The organism is Sphingobacterium kitahiroshimense (assembly GCF_025961315.1).
In the GTDB taxonomy this organism is placed as follows: Bacteria; Bacteroidota; Bacteroidia; order Sphingobacteriales; family Sphingobacteriaceae; genus Sphingobacterium; species Sphingobacterium anhuiense.
The window spans coordinates 2,021,004-2,040,123 of record NZ_JAOQNK010000001.1 but is presented as its reverse complement, the minus strand read 5'-3'; the positions used below and the strand labels follow the sequence as shown (position 1 = coordinate 2,040,123).

Annotated in this window: 21 protein-coding genes; 11 read left to right on the top strand and 10 right to left on the bottom strand. The window is 34.8% G+C overall.

What is annotated here, in order from left to right; all coding sequences use genetic code 11:
• Positions 1 to 9: 9 nt before the first annotated feature.
• On the bottom strand, positions 10 to 573 hold the full coding sequence (locus M2265_RS09320; RefSeq protein WP_021191496.1) for a porin family protein: 564 nt from the start codon (positions 571 to 573) through the stop codon (positions 10 to 12).
• A 216-nt stretch (positions 574 to 789) separates the two neighbouring features.
• On the opposite strand from M2265_RS09320, the gene M2265_RS09315 reads away from it, so the two are divergent.
• Genes M2265_RS09315 through M2265_RS09305 form a run of 3 tightly spaced genes read left to right on the top strand, consistent with a single transcriptional unit; the run spans position 790 to position 4,015 of the window.
• Complete coding sequence (locus M2265_RS09315; RefSeq protein WP_021191495.1) at positions 790 to 1,323, top strand: RNA polymerase sigma-70 factor; 534 nt, start codon at positions 790 to 792, stop codon at positions 1,321 to 1,323.
• Positions 1,320 to 2,288, top strand: coding sequence for a FecR family protein (locus tag M2265_RS09310; RefSeq protein ID WP_132773744.1), 969 nt, complete (start codon positions 1,320 to 1,322; stop codon positions 2,286 to 2,288). Before M2265_RS09315 ends, M2265_RS09310 begins: the two co-directional genes overlap by 4 nt.
• 2 nt (positions 2,289 to 2,290) lie before the next feature.
• The gene (locus tag M2265_RS09305; protein ID WP_132773742.1) at positions 2,291 to 4,015 is read left to right on the top strand and encodes a hypothetical protein; all 1,725 of its coding nucleotides are present in this window, start codon (positions 2,291 to 2,293) and stop codon (positions 4,013 to 4,015) included.
• Between the two features lie 319 nt (positions 4,016 to 4,334).
• On the opposite strand, the gene rplI is transcribed toward M2265_RS09305, so the two are convergent.
• The 7 genes from rplI to M2265_RS09270 all read right to left on the bottom strand — a co-directional run bounded on the left by rplI (position 4,335) and on the right by M2265_RS09270 (position 10,479).
• Positions 4,335 to 4,778 carry a 50S ribosomal protein L9 gene (rplI, locus tag M2265_RS09300; protein ID WP_021191491.1) on the bottom strand — a complete coding sequence of 148 codons (444 nt, stop codon included), beginning with the start codon at positions 4,776 to 4,778 and terminating at the stop codon, positions 4,335 to 4,337.
• A 15-nt stretch (positions 4,779 to 4,793) separates the two neighbouring features.
• Positions 4,794 to 5,057, bottom strand: coding sequence for a 30S ribosomal protein S18 (gene rpsR, locus M2265_RS09295; RefSeq protein ID WP_021191490.1), 264 nt, complete (start codon positions 5,055 to 5,057; stop codon positions 4,794 to 4,796).
• Entirely contained in the window at positions 5,057 to 5,425 is a 369-nt protein-coding gene (gene rpsF / locus M2265_RS09290; protein WP_021191489.1) for a 30S ribosomal protein S6, read from the bottom strand. The genes rpsR and rpsF overlap by 1 nt, the downstream gene beginning before the upstream one ends.
• A 98-nt stretch (positions 5,426 to 5,523) precedes the next feature.
• Complete coding sequence (gene dapA, locus M2265_RS09285) at positions 5,524 to 6,402, bottom strand: 4-hydroxy-tetrahydrodipicolinate synthase (protein WP_132773740.1); 879 nt, start codon at positions 6,400 to 6,402, stop codon at positions 5,524 to 5,526.
• Positions 6,403 to 6,431: 29 nt separating this feature from the next.
• Positions 6,432 to 8,465, bottom strand: coding sequence for an NAD-dependent DNA ligase LigA (gene ligA, locus M2265_RS09280; protein WP_132773738.1), 2,034 nt, complete (start codon positions 8,463 to 8,465; stop codon positions 6,432 to 6,434).
• Between the two features lie 119 nt (positions 8,466 to 8,584).
• Entirely contained in the window at positions 8,585 to 9,616 is a 1,032-nt protein-coding gene (locus tag M2265_RS09275) for a glycosyltransferase family 2 protein (protein WP_132773736.1), read from the bottom strand.
• Positions 9,613 to 10,479, bottom strand: a complete 867-nt coding sequence (locus tag M2265_RS09270) for a lysophospholipid acyltransferase family protein (RefSeq protein ID WP_132773734.1) — start codon at positions 10,477 to 10,479, stop codon at positions 9,613 to 9,615. The genes M2265_RS09275 and M2265_RS09270 overlap by 4 nt, the downstream gene beginning before the upstream one ends.
• A 91-nt stretch (positions 10,480 to 10,570) precedes the next feature.
• Here M2265_RS09270 and M2265_RS09265 point away from each other — a divergent pair, with 91 nt between their 5' ends.
• Complete coding sequence (locus tag M2265_RS09265; RefSeq protein WP_021191485.1) at positions 10,571 to 11,182, top strand: WbqC family protein; 612 nt, start codon at positions 10,571 to 10,573, stop codon at positions 11,180 to 11,182.
• 65 nt (positions 11,183 to 11,247) lie between these two features.
• Positions 11,248 to 11,928: an outer membrane beta-barrel protein gene (locus M2265_RS09260; RefSeq protein ID WP_031289216.1), complete on the top strand. Its 681-nt coding sequence runs from the start codon at positions 11,248 to 11,250 to the stop codon at positions 11,926 to 11,928.
• Between the two features lie 23 nt (positions 11,929 to 11,951).
• Here M2265_RS09260 and ppk2 read toward each other — a convergent pair whose 3' ends face one another.
• Positions 11,952 to 12,761, bottom strand: a complete 810-nt coding sequence (gene ppk2 / locus M2265_RS09255; protein WP_132773732.1) for a polyphosphate kinase 2 — start codon at positions 12,759 to 12,761, stop codon at positions 11,952 to 11,954.
• A gap of 440 nt (positions 12,762 to 13,201) precedes the next feature.
• Between ppk2 and M2265_RS09250 the strand changes: the two genes are divergently transcribed.
• From M2265_RS09250 to M2265_RS09230, 5 genes are all read left to right on the top strand, one after another.
• Positions 13,202 to 13,966, top strand: coding sequence for a DUF3050 domain-containing protein (locus M2265_RS09250; RefSeq protein WP_132773730.1), 765 nt, complete (start codon positions 13,202 to 13,204; stop codon positions 13,964 to 13,966).
• Positions 13,967 to 14,062: 96 nt separating this feature from the next.
• Positions 14,063 to 14,998 carry an endonuclease gene (locus tag M2265_RS09245; RefSeq protein WP_132773728.1) on the top strand — a complete coding sequence of 312 codons (936 nt, stop codon included), beginning with the start codon at positions 14,063 to 14,065 and terminating at the stop codon, positions 14,996 to 14,998.
• 102 nt (positions 14,999 to 15,100) lie between these two features.
• Positions 15,101 to 15,535, top strand: coding sequence for an FKBP-type peptidyl-prolyl cis-trans isomerase (locus M2265_RS09240; RefSeq protein ID WP_165905987.1), 435 nt, complete (start codon positions 15,101 to 15,103; stop codon positions 15,533 to 15,535).
• 235 nt (positions 15,536 to 15,770) lie between these two features.
• Complete coding sequence (gene folB, locus M2265_RS09235; protein WP_021191479.1) at positions 15,771 to 16,136, top strand: dihydroneopterin aldolase; 366 nt, start codon at positions 15,771 to 15,773, stop codon at positions 16,134 to 16,136.
• 494 nt (positions 16,137 to 16,630) lie between these two features.
• Positions 16,631 to 17,269 carry a peptidylprolyl isomerase gene (locus M2265_RS09230; protein ID WP_132773724.1) on the top strand — a complete coding sequence of 213 codons (639 nt, stop codon included), beginning with the start codon at positions 16,631 to 16,633 and terminating at the stop codon, positions 17,267 to 17,269.
• A gap of 53 nt (positions 17,270 to 17,322) precedes the next feature.
• Here M2265_RS09230 and M2265_RS09225 read toward each other — a convergent pair whose 3' ends face one another.
• Positions 17,323 to 18,051 carry a metallophosphoesterase family protein gene (locus M2265_RS09225; RefSeq protein WP_132773722.1) on the bottom strand — a complete coding sequence of 243 codons (729 nt, stop codon included), beginning with the start codon at positions 18,049 to 18,051 and terminating at the stop codon, positions 17,323 to 17,325.
• Positions 18,052 to 18,259: 208 nt separating this feature from the next.
• On the opposite strand from M2265_RS09225, the gene M2265_RS09220 reads away from it, so the two are divergent.
• Positions 18,260 to 19,120, top strand: a complete 861-nt coding sequence (locus M2265_RS09220) for a pirin family protein (RefSeq protein WP_132773720.1) — start codon at positions 18,260 to 18,262, stop codon at positions 19,118 to 19,120.

Sequence of the window (19,120 nt, the reverse complement as noted above, 5' to 3'; positions counted from 1 at the left end):
TTATTTTAATTAAAATTTGTAGCCTACCATGATGCCTACCGTTTTGTTTTTAGCATCAAGAGTTTTATCAATACTGCTAAATCCATGACTGTAATAGGCATCTAATGTCAATTTGCTAATATCAAGACCTAATCCAATTCGACCATCAAAAGAAAACTTTTTATAATCAGTAGTTGCTGTTGATTTAACGGTTTTAATGTCATAATTCAATTGTGGTCCCAACATAGCACGTAAATTAAAATCGCCATCATTGATCAACTTATATCCTATCTGAAGCGGTAAATTTATCTGATAGAATTTTGGTGTTTTCTCATTTTTGTCAAAAGTATATTCTTTACGTAACAAGCTCACTCCTAAACCCGGTTGAAAGAATAATTCATTTCCAATACGGGCAAACCCAGCGACAGAAACACCCACTTTCCCATTATTATCTTTGACGGATTTGTTACCAAAAGATGTCATGTTATAATTGCTTCCAACTTGAAGTCCATAAGTAACTTCTTGTGCTTTTGCTGCGGTGGACAATCCTAATAATGTCAATCCCATAAGGGCAGTTTTTAATGTTGTTTTCATTTTTCTAAACGTATTTGTATGTGTATTGATTAATTATTCGTCTTTCCTTTATGACAACATAACATCACGATACCCTTGAAAAAAAATAAAATATTATCGTTTTATATATTTTAAATTTGAATCAATAAAAAGAAATGAAATTAGTGTAAGGGTATAGGCCAGTTCAGTTGTCATAAATAAAAGTAGATTGTTTCATGAATCCGGAAAATTCAATCAATGTCAGAAAATAAAGAAAAGAAATTTGAGCAACTGTTTCGTTTGTACTATAAGGAATTGCACCGTTCTGCATTTCGTTATTTGAGAGATAGTGAGAGTGCTGAAGAGATCGTACAGCAAGTATTCTTGCGTCTATGGGAGAAAAATTGGGAGGAAGAAGTACATACATCTTTAAAAGCTTACTTATATCGTGCTATCTATAATGAAAGTATGAATTTCTTAAAAAAAGAGCAGAGAAAGATGAAATATCAATCTTATCAGCAAAGTAGGCAAGAAGTTGTTCCTGCTGTCGATCAAAGTGCAAAAGATCTTGATCAAAAACTACAAGTAGCACTAGCTAAGCTACCTGAAAAGAGTCGTACTGTTTTTGAGCTGAGCCGTTTTCAAGAGATGAAATATAAAGATATTGCTCAGACATTGGATCTTTCCATTAAAACTGTTGAAGGACATATGACCAAAGCGTTGCGACACTTACGTCTTGAGCTGATGGATTATTTAACTGTAATTATTTTTTATATCATTTATATATTATGAATAAGGAATTGCTAGAAAAATACATCATTGGAGAAACCAATGAAGAAGAAAATATTAGAATCAAAAACTGGTTGGAACAAGATATTAGGAATAGAACTGAATATTTAAAAATAAAAGATATGTGGGACCGTTTACCTAAACCACTTGAAGCACCAGAGGTAGATGTCGATCGAGCTTGGGAAAATTTTAAATTCGCTAAAGAAAATAGAGTTGCTGGAGTAATAGAAGTTGCTGAGAATAAAACAGTAACGATAAAATGGAACTGGTGGGCAGCGGCTGGAGTGCTGGTCATCTGTTCATTAGGGTTTTATTTATTTAATAATAGTTATAAGCAAGAAAAAAATCTTTTTAGTGCTACCGCTGTCCTCTCAGATTCACTGCCAGATGGTTCTCGAGTTACACTCAATAAGAACTCAGAAATTGTTTATTCCCGAACATGGATGAGTAAACAGAGAAACGTAAAATTAGAGAAAGGAGAGGTGTTTTTTGATGTGTTTAAAGACAAAGAACATCCTTTTGTGATTAAATCAGGTAAGAGCCAGATTACTGTTTTGGGCACGAGTTTTAATGTGCGTCGTTATGAAGGAGCTACCGAAGTAATTGTAGCAACAGGTTTGGTCAAAGTTTCATACAGCAATAAGGAGGTTTACTTGCATCCTAAAGAAATGATTACGATCCAAGATAATGATACCACTAAAGTATCAGTCAAAAAGATGCCAGACTTGTTTTATACATACTATGTAGATCGTGAGTTTGTCTTTGAAAATACCAAGTTAGAGCGTGTCGTAGAACTATTAATTAAGGCGTATGATCAAAAAATTGTTATTGATCTCGAAGCAGATAAAAAGCTTTTGTTAACGGCAACATTTCAACAAAATAGTCTAAATCAAATTTTACAGGTCATATCGGACACATTTAAATGTAAGGTTATTATTAAAGATTCAATTATTCATATAACTAGATAATCATGTTTTTGGTAAAATTTATCAATCATATCACTAAGATTCCACTTTTAAAAAAGTTTAGTTACCTATTCATATTTTTAGTTTTGTTTAGCTTTTCAAAAGCGGATGCACAGCAACAGTTAGCGACCCAGATTCAAATACCTGCTTATTCGAATATGACAGTAGGTCAAATTTTTCAGGTGCTGAATGAAAAGCATGGTACTTTGTTTTCTTTTAATAGCAATATACTGCAGACGGATAGTGTGATTCAAGTATCGGCATATAAGGGATCACTATATGGTTTTTTGGATCATACGTTAGGAAAGGAATATAGTTTTAAGGAAATTGGCAAGCATATTATTATACAATATACGCCACAACGTATGGCAGTAGACGTTGAAGTGCAGTCGCAGGATAAAAATAAAGTTGTTATCACGGGCTATATCAAAAATATTCGAACCAACAAACCTATTTCTGACGCTAGTATTTTTGATCGCGATGCACTACTTTCTACTTTAACCGATAAAAATGGTTATTTCGAACTTGATGTTAAGAAAAAAATTAGTTTGATTGCTGTTAATGTAAGTAAAGCAATGTTTCGTGATACAAGTGTTTTAGTGATTTTTCCCATCGATACAGAAGTTGGCAATAAAAAAAGAAAGTATGGTTACTTTACCGGATATGAGCAAGACAATGGTTTTTATCGATCTTTTTTTGGACGAGTATTTTTATCACCGGCGCAAAGTATTCAAAATATGAACCTTGGCGGACTTTTCCTATATAGTCCATATCAGATATCGATGACTCCGGGATTAAGTTCACATGGTTTTATCCGCTCACAGATTGTTAATAAATTTTCAATAAATATCCTAGGAGGTTCTACTGCGGGGGTAAAAGGTTTAGAAATTGGTGGAGTTTTTAATCTCAATCAATATGACATGGAAGGAGTACAGTTAGTAGGAGGGTTCAATGTCGTGGGAGGCGATGTAAATGGTGTGCAGGTAGCAGGAATATCGAATCAAGTATTTGGTGATGTCAAAGGGGTGCAGTTAACGGGAGGACTAAATAAGGCCGATACGGTGAAAGGAGTTCAAATTTCTGGAATTGGCAATATGATGAAAGAAGGGACAGGAGCGACACAACTAGCAGGTGGATTTAATCAAAGTAAAGGTACTGTCAGCAATCAAGTTGCAGGTATAGCCAACATTGGCAATAAAGTAAAAGGTATTCAGCTTGCTGGGTTAGTTAATATTGCAGATAGCAGCGACTATGCAATTGGCTTATTAAATTTAATTAAAAATGGTGAGAAGAGTATTTCTGTTGCTATTGATCAAGATGCATATTTAGGTGTGCAATTCCGATCTGGTGGTCGTGTTCTTTACAGCATTTTAGGAGCGCATGTATCATTGAAAGATGATAACACTGCCCGTTATGCTTTTGAAGCAGGTTTAGGAGCGATTTTTTTACACGGCAGCAGATTTATGCTACGAGCTGAGATATCCAGCCGAAATCAGTTTACAGATAAGTTTAAATTATTATCCAATAACCATTCTAGTTTTAGATTGATTCCGGAGCTACGTCTAAATAAAAAACTATCCGTATTTGTAGCCCCTAGCTTTAATTACGTGAGTAAAGAAGATGATGCAGTTACACAGGTTGGGAAAACCTTATGGAAGGTTTGGGGACGAGATAAAAACAGAAATTCATTGTTTGGTGGTGGAGCAGTAGGTCTTATGTTAAAATTGTAATCCCGATATTATGAATTTTATAGCTGAGCTTTGTGCATGAACTCATTTTATTGAAATCCTTTTATATAGATTTCATCATAAGGATGAATGAAAAAAGAGCGGTATTATAAAATAACATAGCAATTTCATATTGAACTGAAATACGGAAAACTCATCTAGGGAATATTCATAATATAAAAGAAGGTAATCATATTATTTATGATTACCCTCTTTTATTCCACTAGATAGACAGACTGCTTCAATATAAGCGCGATATACGTCATAAAAAAAGGAGATAATCGAAATTATCTCCTTTTCTATATGTTAAACTGAATAAGAATTACTCAGCAATTACTTCGAAAGGAACTTGAACTTTCACTTCTTTGTGTAAGTTTAAGTTTGCTAAGTATTCACCAATTTCTTTAGGTTCTACTTCGAAAGTAATACGACGACGGTCAACATCAAAACCTTTAGCTTTCAAAGCATCAGCAATTTGAATGCTGTTTACTTTACCGAAGATTTTACCAGTTTCACCAGCTTTAGCACCGATTGATAACTTAATAGTTTCCAACTTAGTAGCTAATTCAGTAGCGTCTTTCTTAATTTTATCTTGTTTGAACTGAGCTTGTTTAATGTTTTCAGCTAAAACTTTCTTTGCTGATACAGTCGCTTGAATAGCAAATCCTTGAGGGATTAAATAATTACGACCGTAACCTGGCTTTACATTTACGATATCATTTTGCTCACCTAAGCCTTTGATATCTTGTTTTAAAATAACTTCCATGTTCTCTAGTCCTCCTTATTTTAATGAATCAGCTAAGTAAGGTAACAAGCCGATGTGACGAGCACGTTTAACCGCTTGAGCTACTTTACGTTGGAATTTCAATGACGTACCAGTTAAACGACGAGGTAAAATTTTACCTTGATCATTCACAAATTTCATCAAGAAGTTAGCATCTTTATAATCGATGTATTTGATACCATTCTTTTTGAAACGGCAATACTTTTTACGATTGTCCTCTACTTTAGGGGCAGTTACGTATTGGATATTTTCGTTAGCCATTAGTTTGATCCCTCCTCAGTTTTAGTTTCCGCTTTTTTGTTGAATGCACCGCTACGTTTTTTCTCGCTATAAGCTTTAGCATGTTTGTCTAAAGCAATAGTTAAGAAACGCATTACACGCTCATCACGTTTGTATTCAACCTCTAATTTATTGATTAATTCTCCTGGAGCCTTGAATTCAGTTAAGTGATAAAACCCAGTTGTTTTTTTCTGGATTGGATACGCTAATTTTTTCAAACCCCAATTGTCTTCAGCGACAATTTCGGCTCCGCCTTCTGCTAAGATGTTTTTGAATTTTGCGATTACTTCTTTCGCAGCATCTTCAGAAAGCAACGGGGTAAGAACGATTACAGATTCGTACTGTTGCATTTTGTTAAATAATTATGTTTATTAATTTTTCTCCGTACTTACGGAAGTGCAAAGATAATTAATAGATTTTAAATATACAATGATTATAGTATGGTATTTTATTTTAGTTTTTGCATTTCTGCTTTAATAGCAGTCTGAATGTTTGCTGATACCGGTATTAAAGGTAGGCGTACATAATCTTGACCGATACCCTTTTCTTGTAGGATATATTTAACCCCACAAGGATTTCCTTCAACAAAACAAAGATCTGTTATTTCAAGCAACGCATTGTGGATTGTTCTAGCTTCAGTAAAACTACCTGCAGTACATAATGCAGCTAATTTTGAAACTTGAGCTGGATATGCATTTCCAACAACAGAAATGATTCCCACTGCACCTAAAGCCATCATAGGTAAGGTTGCAGGATCATCACCCGAAATCAGTAAGAAATCAGCTGGTTTATCTCTTAAGATCTCGTTAAACTGAGCAAAGTTGCCAGAAGCTTCTTTTGTTGCAACGATATTCTTAAAATCTTTTGCTAAGCGTATTGTCGTGGCAGGAGTCATGTTGCTTCCTGTACGTCCTGGTACATTATATAAAATAATAGGTAAGGGAGAAGCCTCAGCTATTGCTTTATAGTGCTGATATATTCCTTCCTGTACTGGTTTATTATAATAAGGAGATACGGATAGTATAGCACAGAATCCTGTAGGATCAAAATTTTTGATCTGCTCTACAATCTCTGCCGTATTATTTCCTCCGATACCCGCAATCAATGGTACGCGAGCATTCACCTGTTTGACAGTGAAATCCCAGATACGCTTTCGTTCGTCTTTCGTTAATGTTGCTACTTCACCAGTAGTACCTAAAGAGACTAAATAATTCATACCTGAGTCAATTTGATAGTCAATTAGCTGTGCTAAAGAATCAAAATCAACTGTTCCATCTGCGTTGAAAGGTGTAACTAATGCTACACCAGCTCCATGAAGCTCGTTCATTGTGTTGTTTGTAAAGATTAATATTTAATTTATATACTTGTTGTATCTGCGATCAAAGCTAATAATTCATCTTCAGTGATCATCTTGATGTTTAGTTTTTCTGCTTTTGCTAATTTTGAAGGCCCCATTTTATCTCCCGCTACCAGGTAGCTTAATTTTGCTGAAATACTGGAAACCATTTTACCCCCATTACTTTCAATAAGTGCAGTTAATTCCTCTCTCGAATGATTTGTAAATACACCCGATATCAGAAATGTTTGGCCAGTTAATGCATTACTGTCCAAAATTACTTCTTTCTCTTCAATTTCAAACTGTAAACCGTAAGATTTTAGTTTTGCTATTAACTCTTCGTGGGCCGGTACATGTAAGTATTCATGTATACTTTCCGCAATACGGATTCCGATATCTTGCACAGTAGCTATTTCTTCAACAGAAGCAGCCTTAATCGCATCGATTGTTTTGAAATGTTGTGCTAGTTTTTTAGCAATTGTTTCGCCAACATGTCGAATCCCTAATGCAAAGAGTAATTTTTCGAATGGCTTTTCTTTGGACTTTTCAATTCCCTTCAACATATTGTCGATAGATTTTTGTCCAAAACGCTCCAATTGCTGTAATTGGTCCTGATGATCTTTTAATCCATAGATATTAACAACATTCTTAAGAATCCCTTTCCTATAGAAAGTTTCTATAGTTTCATCGCCTAATCCTTCTATATCCATCATTTTACGGCCAATGAAGTGTTGCATTTTTCCTATAATCTGAGGCGGGCATCCATCTTCATTTGGACAATAATGAACGGCTTCGCCTTCCTGACGAATCAGTTCGGTATTGCATTCAGGGCAATGTGTCGGATATGCATAAGGTTTGGCAGATGACAATCTTTTATCTACATTAACTGCAAGTATTTTCGGAATGATTTCACCACCTTTTTCTACGAAAACAGTATCTCCCTTATGAAGATCAAGTCTTGCTATTTCATTCGCATTGTGTAAAGAAGCTCGTTTTACAGTTGTGCCTGCTAAACTAACAGGTTTTAAATTGGCAACAGGAGTAACTGCTCCAGTACGTCCGACTTGGTAACTGATGGATTCGAGTTGGGTTTCAACACGTTCAGCCTTGAATTTATAAGAAATAGCCCAACGTGGATTCTTTGCTGTAAATCCCAGTTCCTCTTGTGCGCCATAATCATTTACTTTAATGACAATACCGTCGATTTCATAACTCAGGTCATGTCTTTTATCATCCCAGTAATCGATGAAGGAGAAAACATCATCTAGCGTCTGGCATTTTTGAGTGTGTTCACAAACGTGAAATCCCCATTCTTTGACAGCTTCTAGACTTTCCCAATGATTATGGAATAATTTGTTTCTGTTTTCACAGTATAAAAAGTACAAGAAACAATCTAATGGTCTTTTGGCTACTTCAGCCGAGTCCTGCAATTTGATCGTTCCTGCGGCAAAATTACGTGGGTTAGCATAAGTTTGTTCTTCATTCTCTTCTCTTTCAGAATTCAGGCGTAAAAAAGCATTTTTATGCATAAAGATTTCACCTCTTATTTCAAATTCTTCAGGATAATTTCCCTTTTTTAGATGAATAGGGATGCTTCTTATTGTTTTGACATTATTGGTTACCACATCGCCCTGTGTTCCATCTCCGCGTGTTACCGCTTTTACCAGTTTACCATTCAGGTAAGTAAGGCTGATGGATAGTCCATCAAATTTTAATTCACAGATGTATTCAAAATTATCGCCGATTATTTTACGTACCCGTTGATCAAAATCACGAAGGTCATCTTGATTATAGGTATTTCCTAATGATAACATTGGCCAGCGATGTCTAACGGTCTCAAATTTTGTCGTTACATCACCACCAACACGTTGTGTAGGCGAGTTGGGATCTGCGAATTCAGGGTATTGTGCTTCTAAGGCTTCCAATTCTTTCATTTTCAGATCAAAATCATAATCTGAAATAAGGCTTTGAGCCAACACATAATATTGATAATTATAATGGTTGAGCTCTTGCGTTAGTGAAGTTATTTTTTGTTCAATATCCATGGATGACATGTTGCGAATTTACAAATAAAAAGTACGTTTAGTCTATTTGCAAACAGAAATTAATGAAAAATGCAGCTATTGATAAGAGCTGCATTTTTATGCGTTTTTACTTACTCTTAGTAAAGCCTTTAAAAAAAGCTCTCTTGATCTAGGTCAGAAAATTTTTGTTTCTTATCCAGATAGAAATCATTGATTATTGATTTTTTATATTGACCAGTCTTATTTTCGGTTTTAATATGATTTTTTCTTTTTTTAGCGTTTTTGAAAATATTCAGGAAGAAAGCTTGATGTGCTCGGCTAACAGCCCAGGCATCTTTAAATTTTCTATCAAAAGCAAATTTCAATAAGGCAGCAAAATCAAACCAGAAGCGGATGAATATAACTGTAAATAGCTGCCCTATAGGAACATTTTTTTGCAGCATAAACAGATTGTTCCGGAAGTTTAAATAAGTCTTTTGTGGATTACTGGCATTTAATGTTCCGCCACCCACGTGATATACCGTCGAGTCTGGACAATAACCAATTCGGTATCCCATTCTTTTTAAGCGCCAACAAAGGTCTATTTCTTCCATATGAGCAAAAAAATCTTCATCCAGTCCCTGTGCTTCTTTCCAAGCCCAGCTTTTTATAAACAGTGAGGCTCCCGATGCCCAAAAAATTTCTTTTTCATCATCATATTGTCCCAAATCATATTCGACTTTATCCATAATGCGTCCACAGCAGAATGGAAATCCATAGCGATCGAGGTATCCACCCGCAGCACCGGCATGCTCAAATTTTGCTTTATTGTGAAAGGCTAGTATTTTAGGTTGTGCGGCCACAAGGTGAGTGTCTCGTTCAAGCATTTCGATGACAGGTTCTATCCAGTTTGGTGTAACTTCCACGTCAGAATTAAGCAACACAAAATAATCTGCTTCCACACGTGATAGAATATGGTTATAACCACCTGCAAAACCATAGTTTTCCGTATTTTCTAAGATGGTAATTTTTGGGTATGAAGCGCGTACAAATGATAAAGAATCATCTGTAGAGGCATTGTCTCCAATTACGAATTCTATATTTGGGTAACTGCTATTATATACGGAAGGTAAAAATTTTTCCAAGAAAAATCTCCCGTTCCAATTTAAAATAACAACAGCTACTTTAGGGTAATTTTTCATTTTCTACGTTTTCTTTTCCATCTTCTATGTGTCCAAAGCCAATATTGTGGCTCTTCGCGGATTATTTTTTCCGTAAAAGCATTATGGATATGGGTTATTTCCTTGTCGGAGTAAGAAGATGGGTCTTCAATTAATGTTGTAAATTTACAAAAATAATATCCTCTTTTCTCTTTTCTTCCGATATGGCAAAAAACTATAGGACCATTGGTCATTTTAGAAATTCGTTCAACACCGGTATAAACAAGCGTTTCCTGATTTAAGAACTGTAGAAAATAGTCAGCATCCGAATGTAAAGGAGCTTGATCTGCTACAAAAACGCTGACACTTGGTTTTCCTCTTAATTTAGCTAGATGCCGCACTATTTGTTTCATTGGGACCATAATAGCGCCGAATCGAGAACGGACCTGATTGTAAACACTGTCTATGGTTTTATTATTTAGCGGTTTGTATACAATGAGGGTCGGAGCTTCTGTAATGGCACCTAAACGGTGAATACCATATTCCCAATTGGCATAATGTGCAGTGACGGCAATAACTGTTCTATTTTGGTCCAAGTGCTTAGTTAATTCATGATCATCAATTAGTGTGATTCTTTTTTTTACTTCAGCGCGGCTTATACTCTTGAACTTTAGACATTCAAGAATCATGTCAGGAAAAAAACGGTAAAATTTCTTCGCTATATTAATAATCTCTTCTTCATCTTTTTCAGGAAATGAATTTCTAAGATTATTAAATACGACGTTTTTGCGATATCTTATTATATAATAGAATACATAGTATAACACATCGGATATCATATAAATGAACCAAAATGGCATCAAAGCGAAAAGGTATAGAAGTGCTGCTAATGCTTTTTGTTTCATGTAAACGTGATAACTATTGTAAATCTTACCTGCAAATATCCCTAATTTAAGTTATTTTTGCAGTAGATAAAGTAAAATACAACGATTTTTTATGTCAACTCATTTATTATTAACGACTTGCTACTTACCTCCGGTTTCTTATTTTCATTGTATCCAACAAAATGCGTTACCTGTATTGATTGAGAAGTATGATAATTTCCAAAAGCAAACTTATCGTTCTAGAACACGTATTGCAACTGCAAATGGTATACAGGAATTGATTGTACCCATACAGCATAGTAAAAAGGAACGTTCACCGATGTCGGAAAAGCGCATTTCCTATGAGTTTGACTGGCAACGATTACATTGGTTGAGTCTTCAAGCCGCATATCGCAATTCTGCTTATTTTGAATATTATGAGGATGATTTCGCTCAGTTTTACAATAAGAAGTTTGATTTTCTATTTGACTTCAATATTGCGCAGCTTGAGCTCTTGTTAAAATCATTAAAATTAAAGCGTGAATTGTCTTTTACAGATGAATATTTTAGGTCGGTTCCCGATGCGCTGGATTTTAGAGACCGTATCCATCCCAAGAAAGAAAGTCTCTTATTAAACCCGAAACCTTATTACCAAGTGTTTGAGGAGAAAAATGGATTTTATTCAGATTTGAGCATTGTGGATTTATTGTTTAGTCAGGGACCACAGTCAAAAAATTATTTTTAATATAATTGATCATATATAAAACTTTTAGAGTCTATTATTGTAATACAATAATAGATTCGTTTTTTATGAAGAGTATTTTAACAACTGTATTTTGTTTGTTCTTGTGTTGCTCTGTTTTTGCCCAGTCGGGTGTAGATACACTTCATTACCGCAAAGTGTATTATTTTGGTGGAACAGGAATGGGCTTTCCGTTAGGTAAGACAAAAGATGTTCTGTCTCCAAAGTTTTCAGGAAGTTTAGGTTTGGATATTTCATTGAAAAATCCAAAGTATTATCTATATCCAGCTTTATATACATTATCGTTTGATTACAAGCAAAAGATTCAGGACAATCAGTATCCTTATAAGATAGAGGATGCTAATGCTAATTTTTACATGTTCTCCCTAGCTGGGGGGATTCGTAAACAGCTAAAGAAATTAAATGCCTATGCTTATGCAGGTCCTGGTGTTGGATTCTTGACAGAACCAAGAGTGAAGGTCGATGCTGTCAACAGTATCGCTAAAATTGAAAATCAGAAAAAATTCTCTTTTTCAGGCAAACTCGGGGTTGGTGCTGATTATCGATTTAATGGTTTTTTCCTGGGTTTGGAAATCGGTTATTTACATTCATTTAATAAAATACAGGACACTCCAATCAATATTATGACTGTTATGGTTGGGCTTAAGTCGGATATAACAAGACTGGGTGATAAAGTAATTAAAGTAATAGGAGTAGAAGGTTCAATTAGCGGAAAAGAGACGAAATAACGCACTCTTTTCCGATTTCGAATTTAATTATGGATTTTAACAAAATCTTCTGTTTTTTCTCTCTTTTGATTTGCAATCTGATTAATGATGATTTTGAACGCTTCAAGACGGGCTTTTTTCTTGTTATCCGTTTCAATTTCTATCCACGGTGATAATTTGGTGCCGGTAGTTTTAAATAATGTCTTGATATAACTGGTATAATCACTCCATTTTTCTTGCGCCTGTTGGTCAAGAGGGCCAATTTTCCATTGTTTTAAAACGTCTGTTCTCCTTTCTTCCAGTCGCTTCGCCTGCTCTTCTTTAGATATACTTAAAAAGAATTTAATGATGATAACTCCATCCTGTATTAAAAGTTCTTCTACTTCATTAACTTGTTTTAAAAATAGCGTGTGTTGTTCTGGAGTACAGAAACCAAAAACTGGTTCAACAACAGCCCGGTTATACCAGCTTCTGTCAAAGAACACAATTTCCCCTGCATTGGGCAGCTGTTTGAAATAGCGTTGAAAATACCATTGAGTTGATTCTTCTGCAGTTGGTTTAGGGAGGCTGACTACCCTTAATTTTTTAGGATTTAAATATTCTACCAATCTTTCTATAGCACCACCTTTACCAGCAGCATCTCTACCTTCAAAAATAACCAAAACACGTTTATTGTCTGATATGACTTTATTTTGAATCGCCGTTAGCTCAATTTGCAGCTCATGTAATTCCTTCTCGTATTCATATGTCTCTAAAAACTTTTTTTCCTTGATTACTTTCTTATCAATCAAGTACTGAAAAACCTCCTTATTGTTTAAAATATTTACAAAGTCTTCTAAATTGAAATCTGCCATATCGATTGTGTTTTAATTGAATTACTCTTGTACAACAATAAATATACCTTAGAAGTTTAATATTCACTGGAATTTGCATTATTTTTTTTGAGAGATAATAAAAACATCCATGCTATCGTTATATATACATCAACTCTAATAATGGTATATTTAGGGAGGACAGCAGTTATTAACAAATATTAATTTTGATAATAATTATAAAAAAAATAAAACGAAGCACAATAATTTAATAAGTCGGTCGTTTTAATTACAAATACTTTTCATAAAATAGGTTAATATATGGCTAACGATAAGCTTGAGGTTCCCCACTTCAAGCTTTTCTATTTTTTTAGCCGGACCTAAACAAGCATAGGTGATCATATGTAAATAAGACGTCAATTTTTTTTAAAACAGAAGAGTTTTCATTTTGAGAACCTATTTTTGCTTTCAAATCATAAGATATGGAATACATCAATAATGTTAATGCCTTCATTGCTACCGAGCGAAATCAATTACTTGCACACCCACTTTATTATAAAATAAAAACTATTGAAGATCTTCAAGTGTTTATGCAAGGGCATATATATGCTGTGTGGGATTTTATGTCGTTATTGAAAGCATTACAGCAGAAATTAACCTGTACAACAACGCCATGGTATCCTTCAAAATTTCCGAATACCAGATATTTAATTAATGAAATTGTTGTTGCCGAGGAATCCGATGAATATATAGATGGTCGTAGATTGAGCCATTTTGAAATGTATCTGGATGCTTTAGATACACTGAGGGGGGACAGTAGTGAAGTTAATAATTTTCTAAAAGATGTTTATGAAGGTGGTGATATTTTAAAAGTTATTGCCGAAAGTACTTTGCACCCGAACATAAAAGAATTTTTAATATTTACTTTTGATGTTATTGCAAATGGAACAGCTCATGAAATCGCAGCTGCGTTTACTTTCGGAAGAGAAGATTTGATACCGGATATGTTTTCTTCTATTTTAAAAGAGATCCAGCTAAATTTTCCAAATTCAAATTTGGAAAAGCTGCTTTATTATTTTGAAAGACATATTGAATTAGATGCAGATGAACATGGTCCCCTGGCAATGAAGATGATTATGGAGCTTTGTGAGGCTGATCCTGTAAAGTGGAAGCAAGTGGAACAGGTTTCAAAAATTGCTCTACAAAAGCGGATTAAATTATGGGATGCTATTGACCAGATGCTGTAAACAAAAATGATTTAATGAAGTTTAATCGTAGGGTTATTGTAATTTAATATGGGCATTCTATATTTGTCATTGAAAATAGACTAGTTGTAAGCATATATGTTTTTTCAATATCTACATGAGTTATGGAAATCTTTGATACGAAGGAAAGTCCGTGTTTTTATACATGAACAAGAATATGAATTGTCCGATGATAGATCGGGCAATTTTTCTATTATAACTTATAATATTGCAGGTTTACCCCAAGTTATTTCTGCAGCCAAAACAAATCGATCTACTAGTATCGCGACTATAGGTATGCTATGTAATGACTTTGACATTGTGCATATTCAAGAAGATTTTAATTACAATACCTACTTATACCAAGGTGGTAATTCTCACCCTTACCGTACCATCAGTATGGGTTTAGCTATTTTTGGGGATGGCCTGGATAGTTTGTCCCGATATCCGATAACCAATTTTAAGCGAATTGAATGGCAGAATAGGACGGGATCAGATCGTTTAACACCAAAAGGCTTTAGTCATTGTACTGTGCATTTAGGCTTAGGTGTTGAGGTTGATTTTTATAATATTCATGCTAACTCTCAGGATCATCCGCGTGCAGCAAAGGCTAGACGGGCTAATTATCTGCAGTTGGCTACTTACATCAATAAGTTTTCGGTAGGAAAGGCAATCATAGTTGCCGGTGATTTTAATTCTCACTTCTCATTCTCTGAAGACAACTTGGTGGAGTTTATGGATAAGACAAAGCTGGAAGATTGCTGGATCACCTTGCAACGTGATCACGTGATTCCAATTATTGACCCCTTGTTTTTATGTGTTGATATTATGGATATTAATAATGAATCAGAATCGATCGATAAAGTCATGTTCAGAAGTAATGATAAGCTGACGTTAATTCCAAAAGTTTATGAAGTAGAGAAAGAAAAGTTTGTCGATCAGTATGGCGAACCTTTGTCCGACCATTGGCCTATTTCAGTTGTTTTCGACTGGAAATTGAATGATGAGGTAGAGATTGATATCTTTCCTAAGTAAAATAATTCCTTACAACAGAGGGGAGATCGATAATTTTGTTTCGCATGAGATGCAGTTATTATTATAGATAAAACAAAATTATCTATGTTTGAAAAAAAAAATATGGCTAACGCGACAGGATATTTAAAAAAGTTACGCTTAGAGGCAAAAAAAAATTTGGTAGAAGGTGAAGCATTTCTTAAAGAAAATGCATTGCGTGGTACTGTGGTCAGCCTGCCTTCTGGTTTGCAGTATGAGGTAATAGAAGAGGGCAATGGTAAGATTCCTAAACTAACCGATAGTGTAAAATGTTTTTATGAAGGACGCCTTATCAATGGAACTGTTTTTGACTCAACCGCCAAGAAGAAGAAACCTGTATCTTTTCCAGTGAATGAAGTGATAGCTGGATGGACAGAAGCACTGCAGCTCATGAAAGAAGGCAGTAAATGGCGTTTGTATATACCATCTTCGCTCGGATATGGAGAATTAAGTGTTTCGAAAGAAATTAGCGGAAATGCTACACTAATTTTTGAAGTAGAGGTTGTGTCTGTTCATTAAATTTTTCTGTCTCAATAAGAGAATAAACTCTCATATGTCATCGCGCATTCAGGTTTGTTAAGAAAAATGTAAGTTTACAAGGGGGACGTTTGTGAGTGGATATGAGTTTTAGAAATTCGCCATTCTAAAATATGTATACCCTCTTGGATGATAGTCTGCATAATTGGACTTTCTATGTGACAGGAAATTGAACTCATATTCTGTTTTATTCAGAATAAAAATATAGGTTTGTAGGATGAAGATAGTACAAACCGTTTTTTTGGAAGATGTTCGCGTATTTGCTCCGATTGGATTTTATGTAGAAGAGCAACTATTAGGTAATGAATTTCTGGTAAACGTTTCCGTAAAGTTTGATGCAGGTATTGATGACCACGAGAATTTAGATAAGACCGTGAATTATGAGATTTTGTATCAGATCATCCATCGGGTCATGAAACCCAAAAGGAAGTTATTAGAATCTGCTGCTCATGAAATACTAAAGGCTATACATGATCATTTTTCATTTGCAAAAACAATAGATGTTTCTATAAAAAAAATGAATCCTCCCTTTGGTGGAGATGCTGCGCATTCTAAAGTTGCTGTTCAATACTCTTGCATTTAGTAGTAAGCAAGATTGATAAAAATTGATAGTTTGAGCTCTCTTTTCATCGGTATATAAACTAATTTGTATACCATTAAATAAACAATCAAGATTATCATTATTATCATATCTAAGACAAAGTCACCGAGGCTTTGTCTTAGATATGAAATTTTTAAGACGGATCCAATTGTCTCCCTTTGCTTTGCTTCAAATTTTATGTATACAGCAATGACCAAATTCTTCCTTATAATAAAATAAATTTTTAAAACCTTTTCTATTTGTTATAAAAAAATCTCCAACTCTTTTATTGATCATCGTTTATCTGAGAAAAGTTGTAGCTGGAATAGACTAGTGATGTATTCGTTCGAAAATAGAAAGACCAGTTAATTTTCCTGCCTTGAAAGGATAGGGGGGTAGGTTCAAATTATCATACCTATTCATGTTTTTTTGAACAATTATAACTTCTGCTTTACTATTTATTAAAAAATGAATTACCTTCATTTAAATTTTAGCATATGAAAAATATCATCCTTTCTCTTTTATGTTTATTTTTTGCAACGGTTGTCAAAAGTCAGACGCACCAGTTGCTCTTTAAGACAGCGTATGGCAATATTAAAGTTGTCTTATATGACTATACACCAGCTCATCGGGATTTAATTTTAAATGCAATCAAGACTCAGGTGTACAAAGACGCTTTATTCAATCGTATTATTTCAGATTTTGTAGTGCAGGGGGGAGAGCATGATATTGATATTGAGAAGCGTGAATCTGCGGATCCGGCCAGAGAAAAACCTCGTCTAGCGGCTGAGTTTGATCCAAGAGCATTTCATAAAGTTGGAGCATTGGGGGCAGGAAGGGATGGAAATGCGGAGAAGGCCTCTTTCCTTAATCAGATCTATTTTGTCGTAGGAAAAAAAATAATAGCAAAAGAGCTTGATGATCTGGAAGTGAAGAAAAAAATAAAATATACTCCTGAGCAAAGAGCAACATATTTAAAAATTGGAGGACAGCCCCGTTTAGATCATGATTTTACCGTCTTTGGAGAAATATATGAAGGACTGGATGTCATTCTAAAGATCAGTAAAGTAAAAACAGACAGTCAGGATTACCCAGTACAGCCCGTTAATTTTGAGTTGTCAGAGATTAAGAATTAAACTATTAAATGTTGAAGAAAAGAGAGATACATCTTTTCTTGTTTAACGGCTGTTTATTCAGAGAGTAGAAATTTCGCATAAAAATCAGGTATACCACTAGCTTTTATTTCATGAGCTACCGCAATAATATCAAATGGAACCTGTATGATTTCGGTATGTATTCGGTCTTCATGAAGTTCGACTAAAAGATAAGTTGCATCTTTGCACATCTTTTTTGATCTTCCCACGGAACCTGTGTTGATTGCCCATTTTTTGTCAATATCTTTGATGAAAGGGAGATGTGTATGACCCATAACTATTATATCAGCATGAGTTTTAAAGAAGATATCTTCAAAAGTACTGTTGGGTTCTGATGCATAAAGATATGCTTCATTGCTTTCTAGACTTCCGTGAATCAATTGAATCTTCCAGTGCTTATGTTTGACCTTAAAGTCCAACTGCATTAAGTAAGGGAGCTGCCCCAAGAATAATTTATTTTCATGTGTGATAGTTTCCTTACTGTGTTTAATGGCAATTATGCGGTTCTCAGTTTCTTCAGCATCATGTTTTTCTAATGGGATAATGGGTAGATCGAAAGCTATACGTTCATCGTGATTCCCCATTAAGCAGGGGATTTTTTCGTTTTTGATCAGTTCGATCACTTCATTACCCCAGGGAGCAAAGTCCACAAGATCACCTAAGCAATATTTATAATAAATGTTTTTTGATTGAATATCTGCTAGTACTGCATTCAGTGCAGGAAGGTTTCCGTGTATATCACTAAAAATGGCAATCTGAATCATAATCTAATTTTAAAACAAATTTAGATTATTATCAAGGCTACATATGGTGTTTTTTACCGATTTAATAGTGTTTTTGAATTGGTTTTCAATGACATCCAAATAAAAACAATATAAAATGTACAAAATTATGCGTAGATTTTTCTTATCCTACATCAATTAATTTGAGGCTTTCTTCCGCTAACTTTGTGGTATACAAAAGGAAAAGGATATGAAAAATGTAGAAATTATTGCAAAACCGCAAGCAGCTCACTTTGTTGGAGATGGATTTCGAGTACATAATTTAATACCAAGTATTGCTTCCGCTAGTAGGATGAGTCCATTTATTATGCTGGATTATAACTCAACTTACCATTTTCCGCCAAGTGAAATTCCAAAAGGAGTGGGAGTACATCCACATCGTGGATTTGAAACCGTAACCATTGCCTATAAAGGTCGTGTAGAGCACGGAGATAGTTCTGGTGGCGGCGGAGTTATTAAAGAAGGTGATGTTCAATGGATGACTGCTGCATCTGGTATATTGCATAAGGAATTTCATGAAACAGAATGGAGTAAAACCGGAGGAGACTTTCAGATGGTACAGTTGTGGGTCAATTTACCTGCAAAAGATAAGATGAGTACACCAAAATATCAAGCTATTGCAAATAACGAGCAAACTAAAGTGAAACTCGATCAAGGAGAGATTGAAGTGATTGCAGGAGAGTATCAGGGAAATAAAGGGCCAGCGTCAACTTTCACACCCATGCATGTTATGAATGCAAAATTGGAAGCTGGAGGAAAAGCATCCTTTTCTTTCCCGGCACATTATAATACTGCCATGATTGTCATTGAAGGAAATGTGCTAATAAATGGTAAAGATAAGGCTCCAACAGACCATTTTGTTATGTTCGGAAATGAAGGAGAGGAATTTAATGTTCAGGCGTTAGATGAGGCGGTAGTATTGATTATGAGCGGAGAGCCTATTTTAGAGCCTATTGTAAGTCACGGACCATTTGTGATGAATACTAGAGCAGAAATCAATCAGGCATTTGAGGATTTTCAAACAGGTAAGTTCGGATATCTGGCTGATTAA

Excerpts from the sequence above, each read along its gene's own strand:
- M2265_RS09320 (WP_021191496.1), bottom strand. The coding sequence starts at position 573 with ATGAAAACAACATTAAAAACTGCCCTTATGGGATTGACATTATTAGGA.
- M2265_RS09315 (WP_021191495.1), top strand. The coding sequence starts at position 790 with ATGTCAGAAAATAAAGAAAAGAAATTTGAGCAACTGTTTCGTTTGTAC.
- M2265_RS09310 (WP_132773744.1), top strand. The coding sequence starts at position 1,320 with ATGAATAAGGAATTGCTAGAAAAATACATCATTGGAGAAACCAATGAA.
- M2265_RS09305 (WP_132773742.1), top strand. The coding sequence starts at position 2,291 with ATGTTTTTGGTAAAATTTATCAATCATATCACTAAGATTCCACTTTTA.
- rplI (WP_021191491.1), bottom strand. The coding sequence starts at position 4,778 with ATGGAAGTTATTTTAAAACAAGATATCAAAGGCTTAGGTGAGCAAAAT.
- rpsR (WP_021191490.1), bottom strand. The coding sequence starts at position 5,057 with ATGGCTAACGAAAATATCCAATACGTAACTGCCCCTAAAGTAGAGGAC.
- rpsF (WP_021191489.1), bottom strand. The coding sequence starts at position 5,425 with ATGCAACAGTACGAATCTGTAATCGTTCTTACCCCGTTGCTTTCTGAA.
- dapA (WP_132773740.1), bottom strand. The coding sequence starts at position 6,402 with ATGAACGAGCTTCATGGAGCTGGTGTAGCATTAGTTACACCTTTCAAC.
- ligA (WP_132773738.1), bottom strand. The coding sequence starts at position 8,465 with ATGTCATCCATGGATATTGAACAAAAAATAACTTCACTAACGCAAGAG.
- M2265_RS09275 (WP_132773736.1), bottom strand. The coding sequence starts at position 9,616 with ATGAAAAATTACCCTAAAGTAGCTGTTGTTATTTTAAATTGGAACGGG.
- M2265_RS09270 (WP_132773734.1), bottom strand. The coding sequence starts at position 10,479 with ATGAAACAAAAAGCATTAGCAGCACTTCTATACCTTTTCGCTTTGATG.
- M2265_RS09265 (WP_021191485.1), top strand. The coding sequence starts at position 10,571 with ATGTCAACTCATTTATTATTAACGACTTGCTACTTACCTCCGGTTTCT.
- M2265_RS09260 (WP_031289216.1), top strand. The coding sequence starts at position 11,248 with ATGAAGAGTATTTTAACAACTGTATTTTGTTTGTTCTTGTGTTGCTCT.
- ppk2 (WP_132773732.1), bottom strand. The coding sequence starts at position 12,761 with ATGGCAGATTTCAATTTAGAAGACTTTGTAAATATTTTAAACAATAAG.
- M2265_RS09250 (WP_132773730.1), top strand. The coding sequence starts at position 13,202 with ATGGAATACATCAATAATGTTAATGCCTTCATTGCTACCGAGCGAAAT.
- M2265_RS09245 (WP_132773728.1), top strand. The coding sequence starts at position 14,063 with ATGTTTTTTCAATATCTACATGAGTTATGGAAATCTTTGATACGAAGG.
- M2265_RS09240 (WP_165905987.1), top strand. The coding sequence starts at position 15,101 with ATGGCTAACGCGACAGGATATTTAAAAAAGTTACGCTTAGAGGCAAAA.
- folB (WP_021191479.1), top strand. The coding sequence starts at position 15,771 with ATGAAGATAGTACAAACCGTTTTTTTGGAAGATGTTCGCGTATTTGCT.
- M2265_RS09230 (WP_132773724.1), top strand. The coding sequence starts at position 16,631 with ATGAAAAATATCATCCTTTCTCTTTTATGTTTATTTTTTGCAACGGTT.
- M2265_RS09225 (WP_132773722.1), bottom strand. The coding sequence starts at position 18,051 with ATGATTCAGATTGCCATTTTTAGTGATATACACGGAAACCTTCCTGCA.
- M2265_RS09220 (WP_132773720.1), top strand. The coding sequence starts at position 18,260 with ATGAAAAATGTAGAAATTATTGCAAAACCGCAAGCAGCTCACTTTGTT.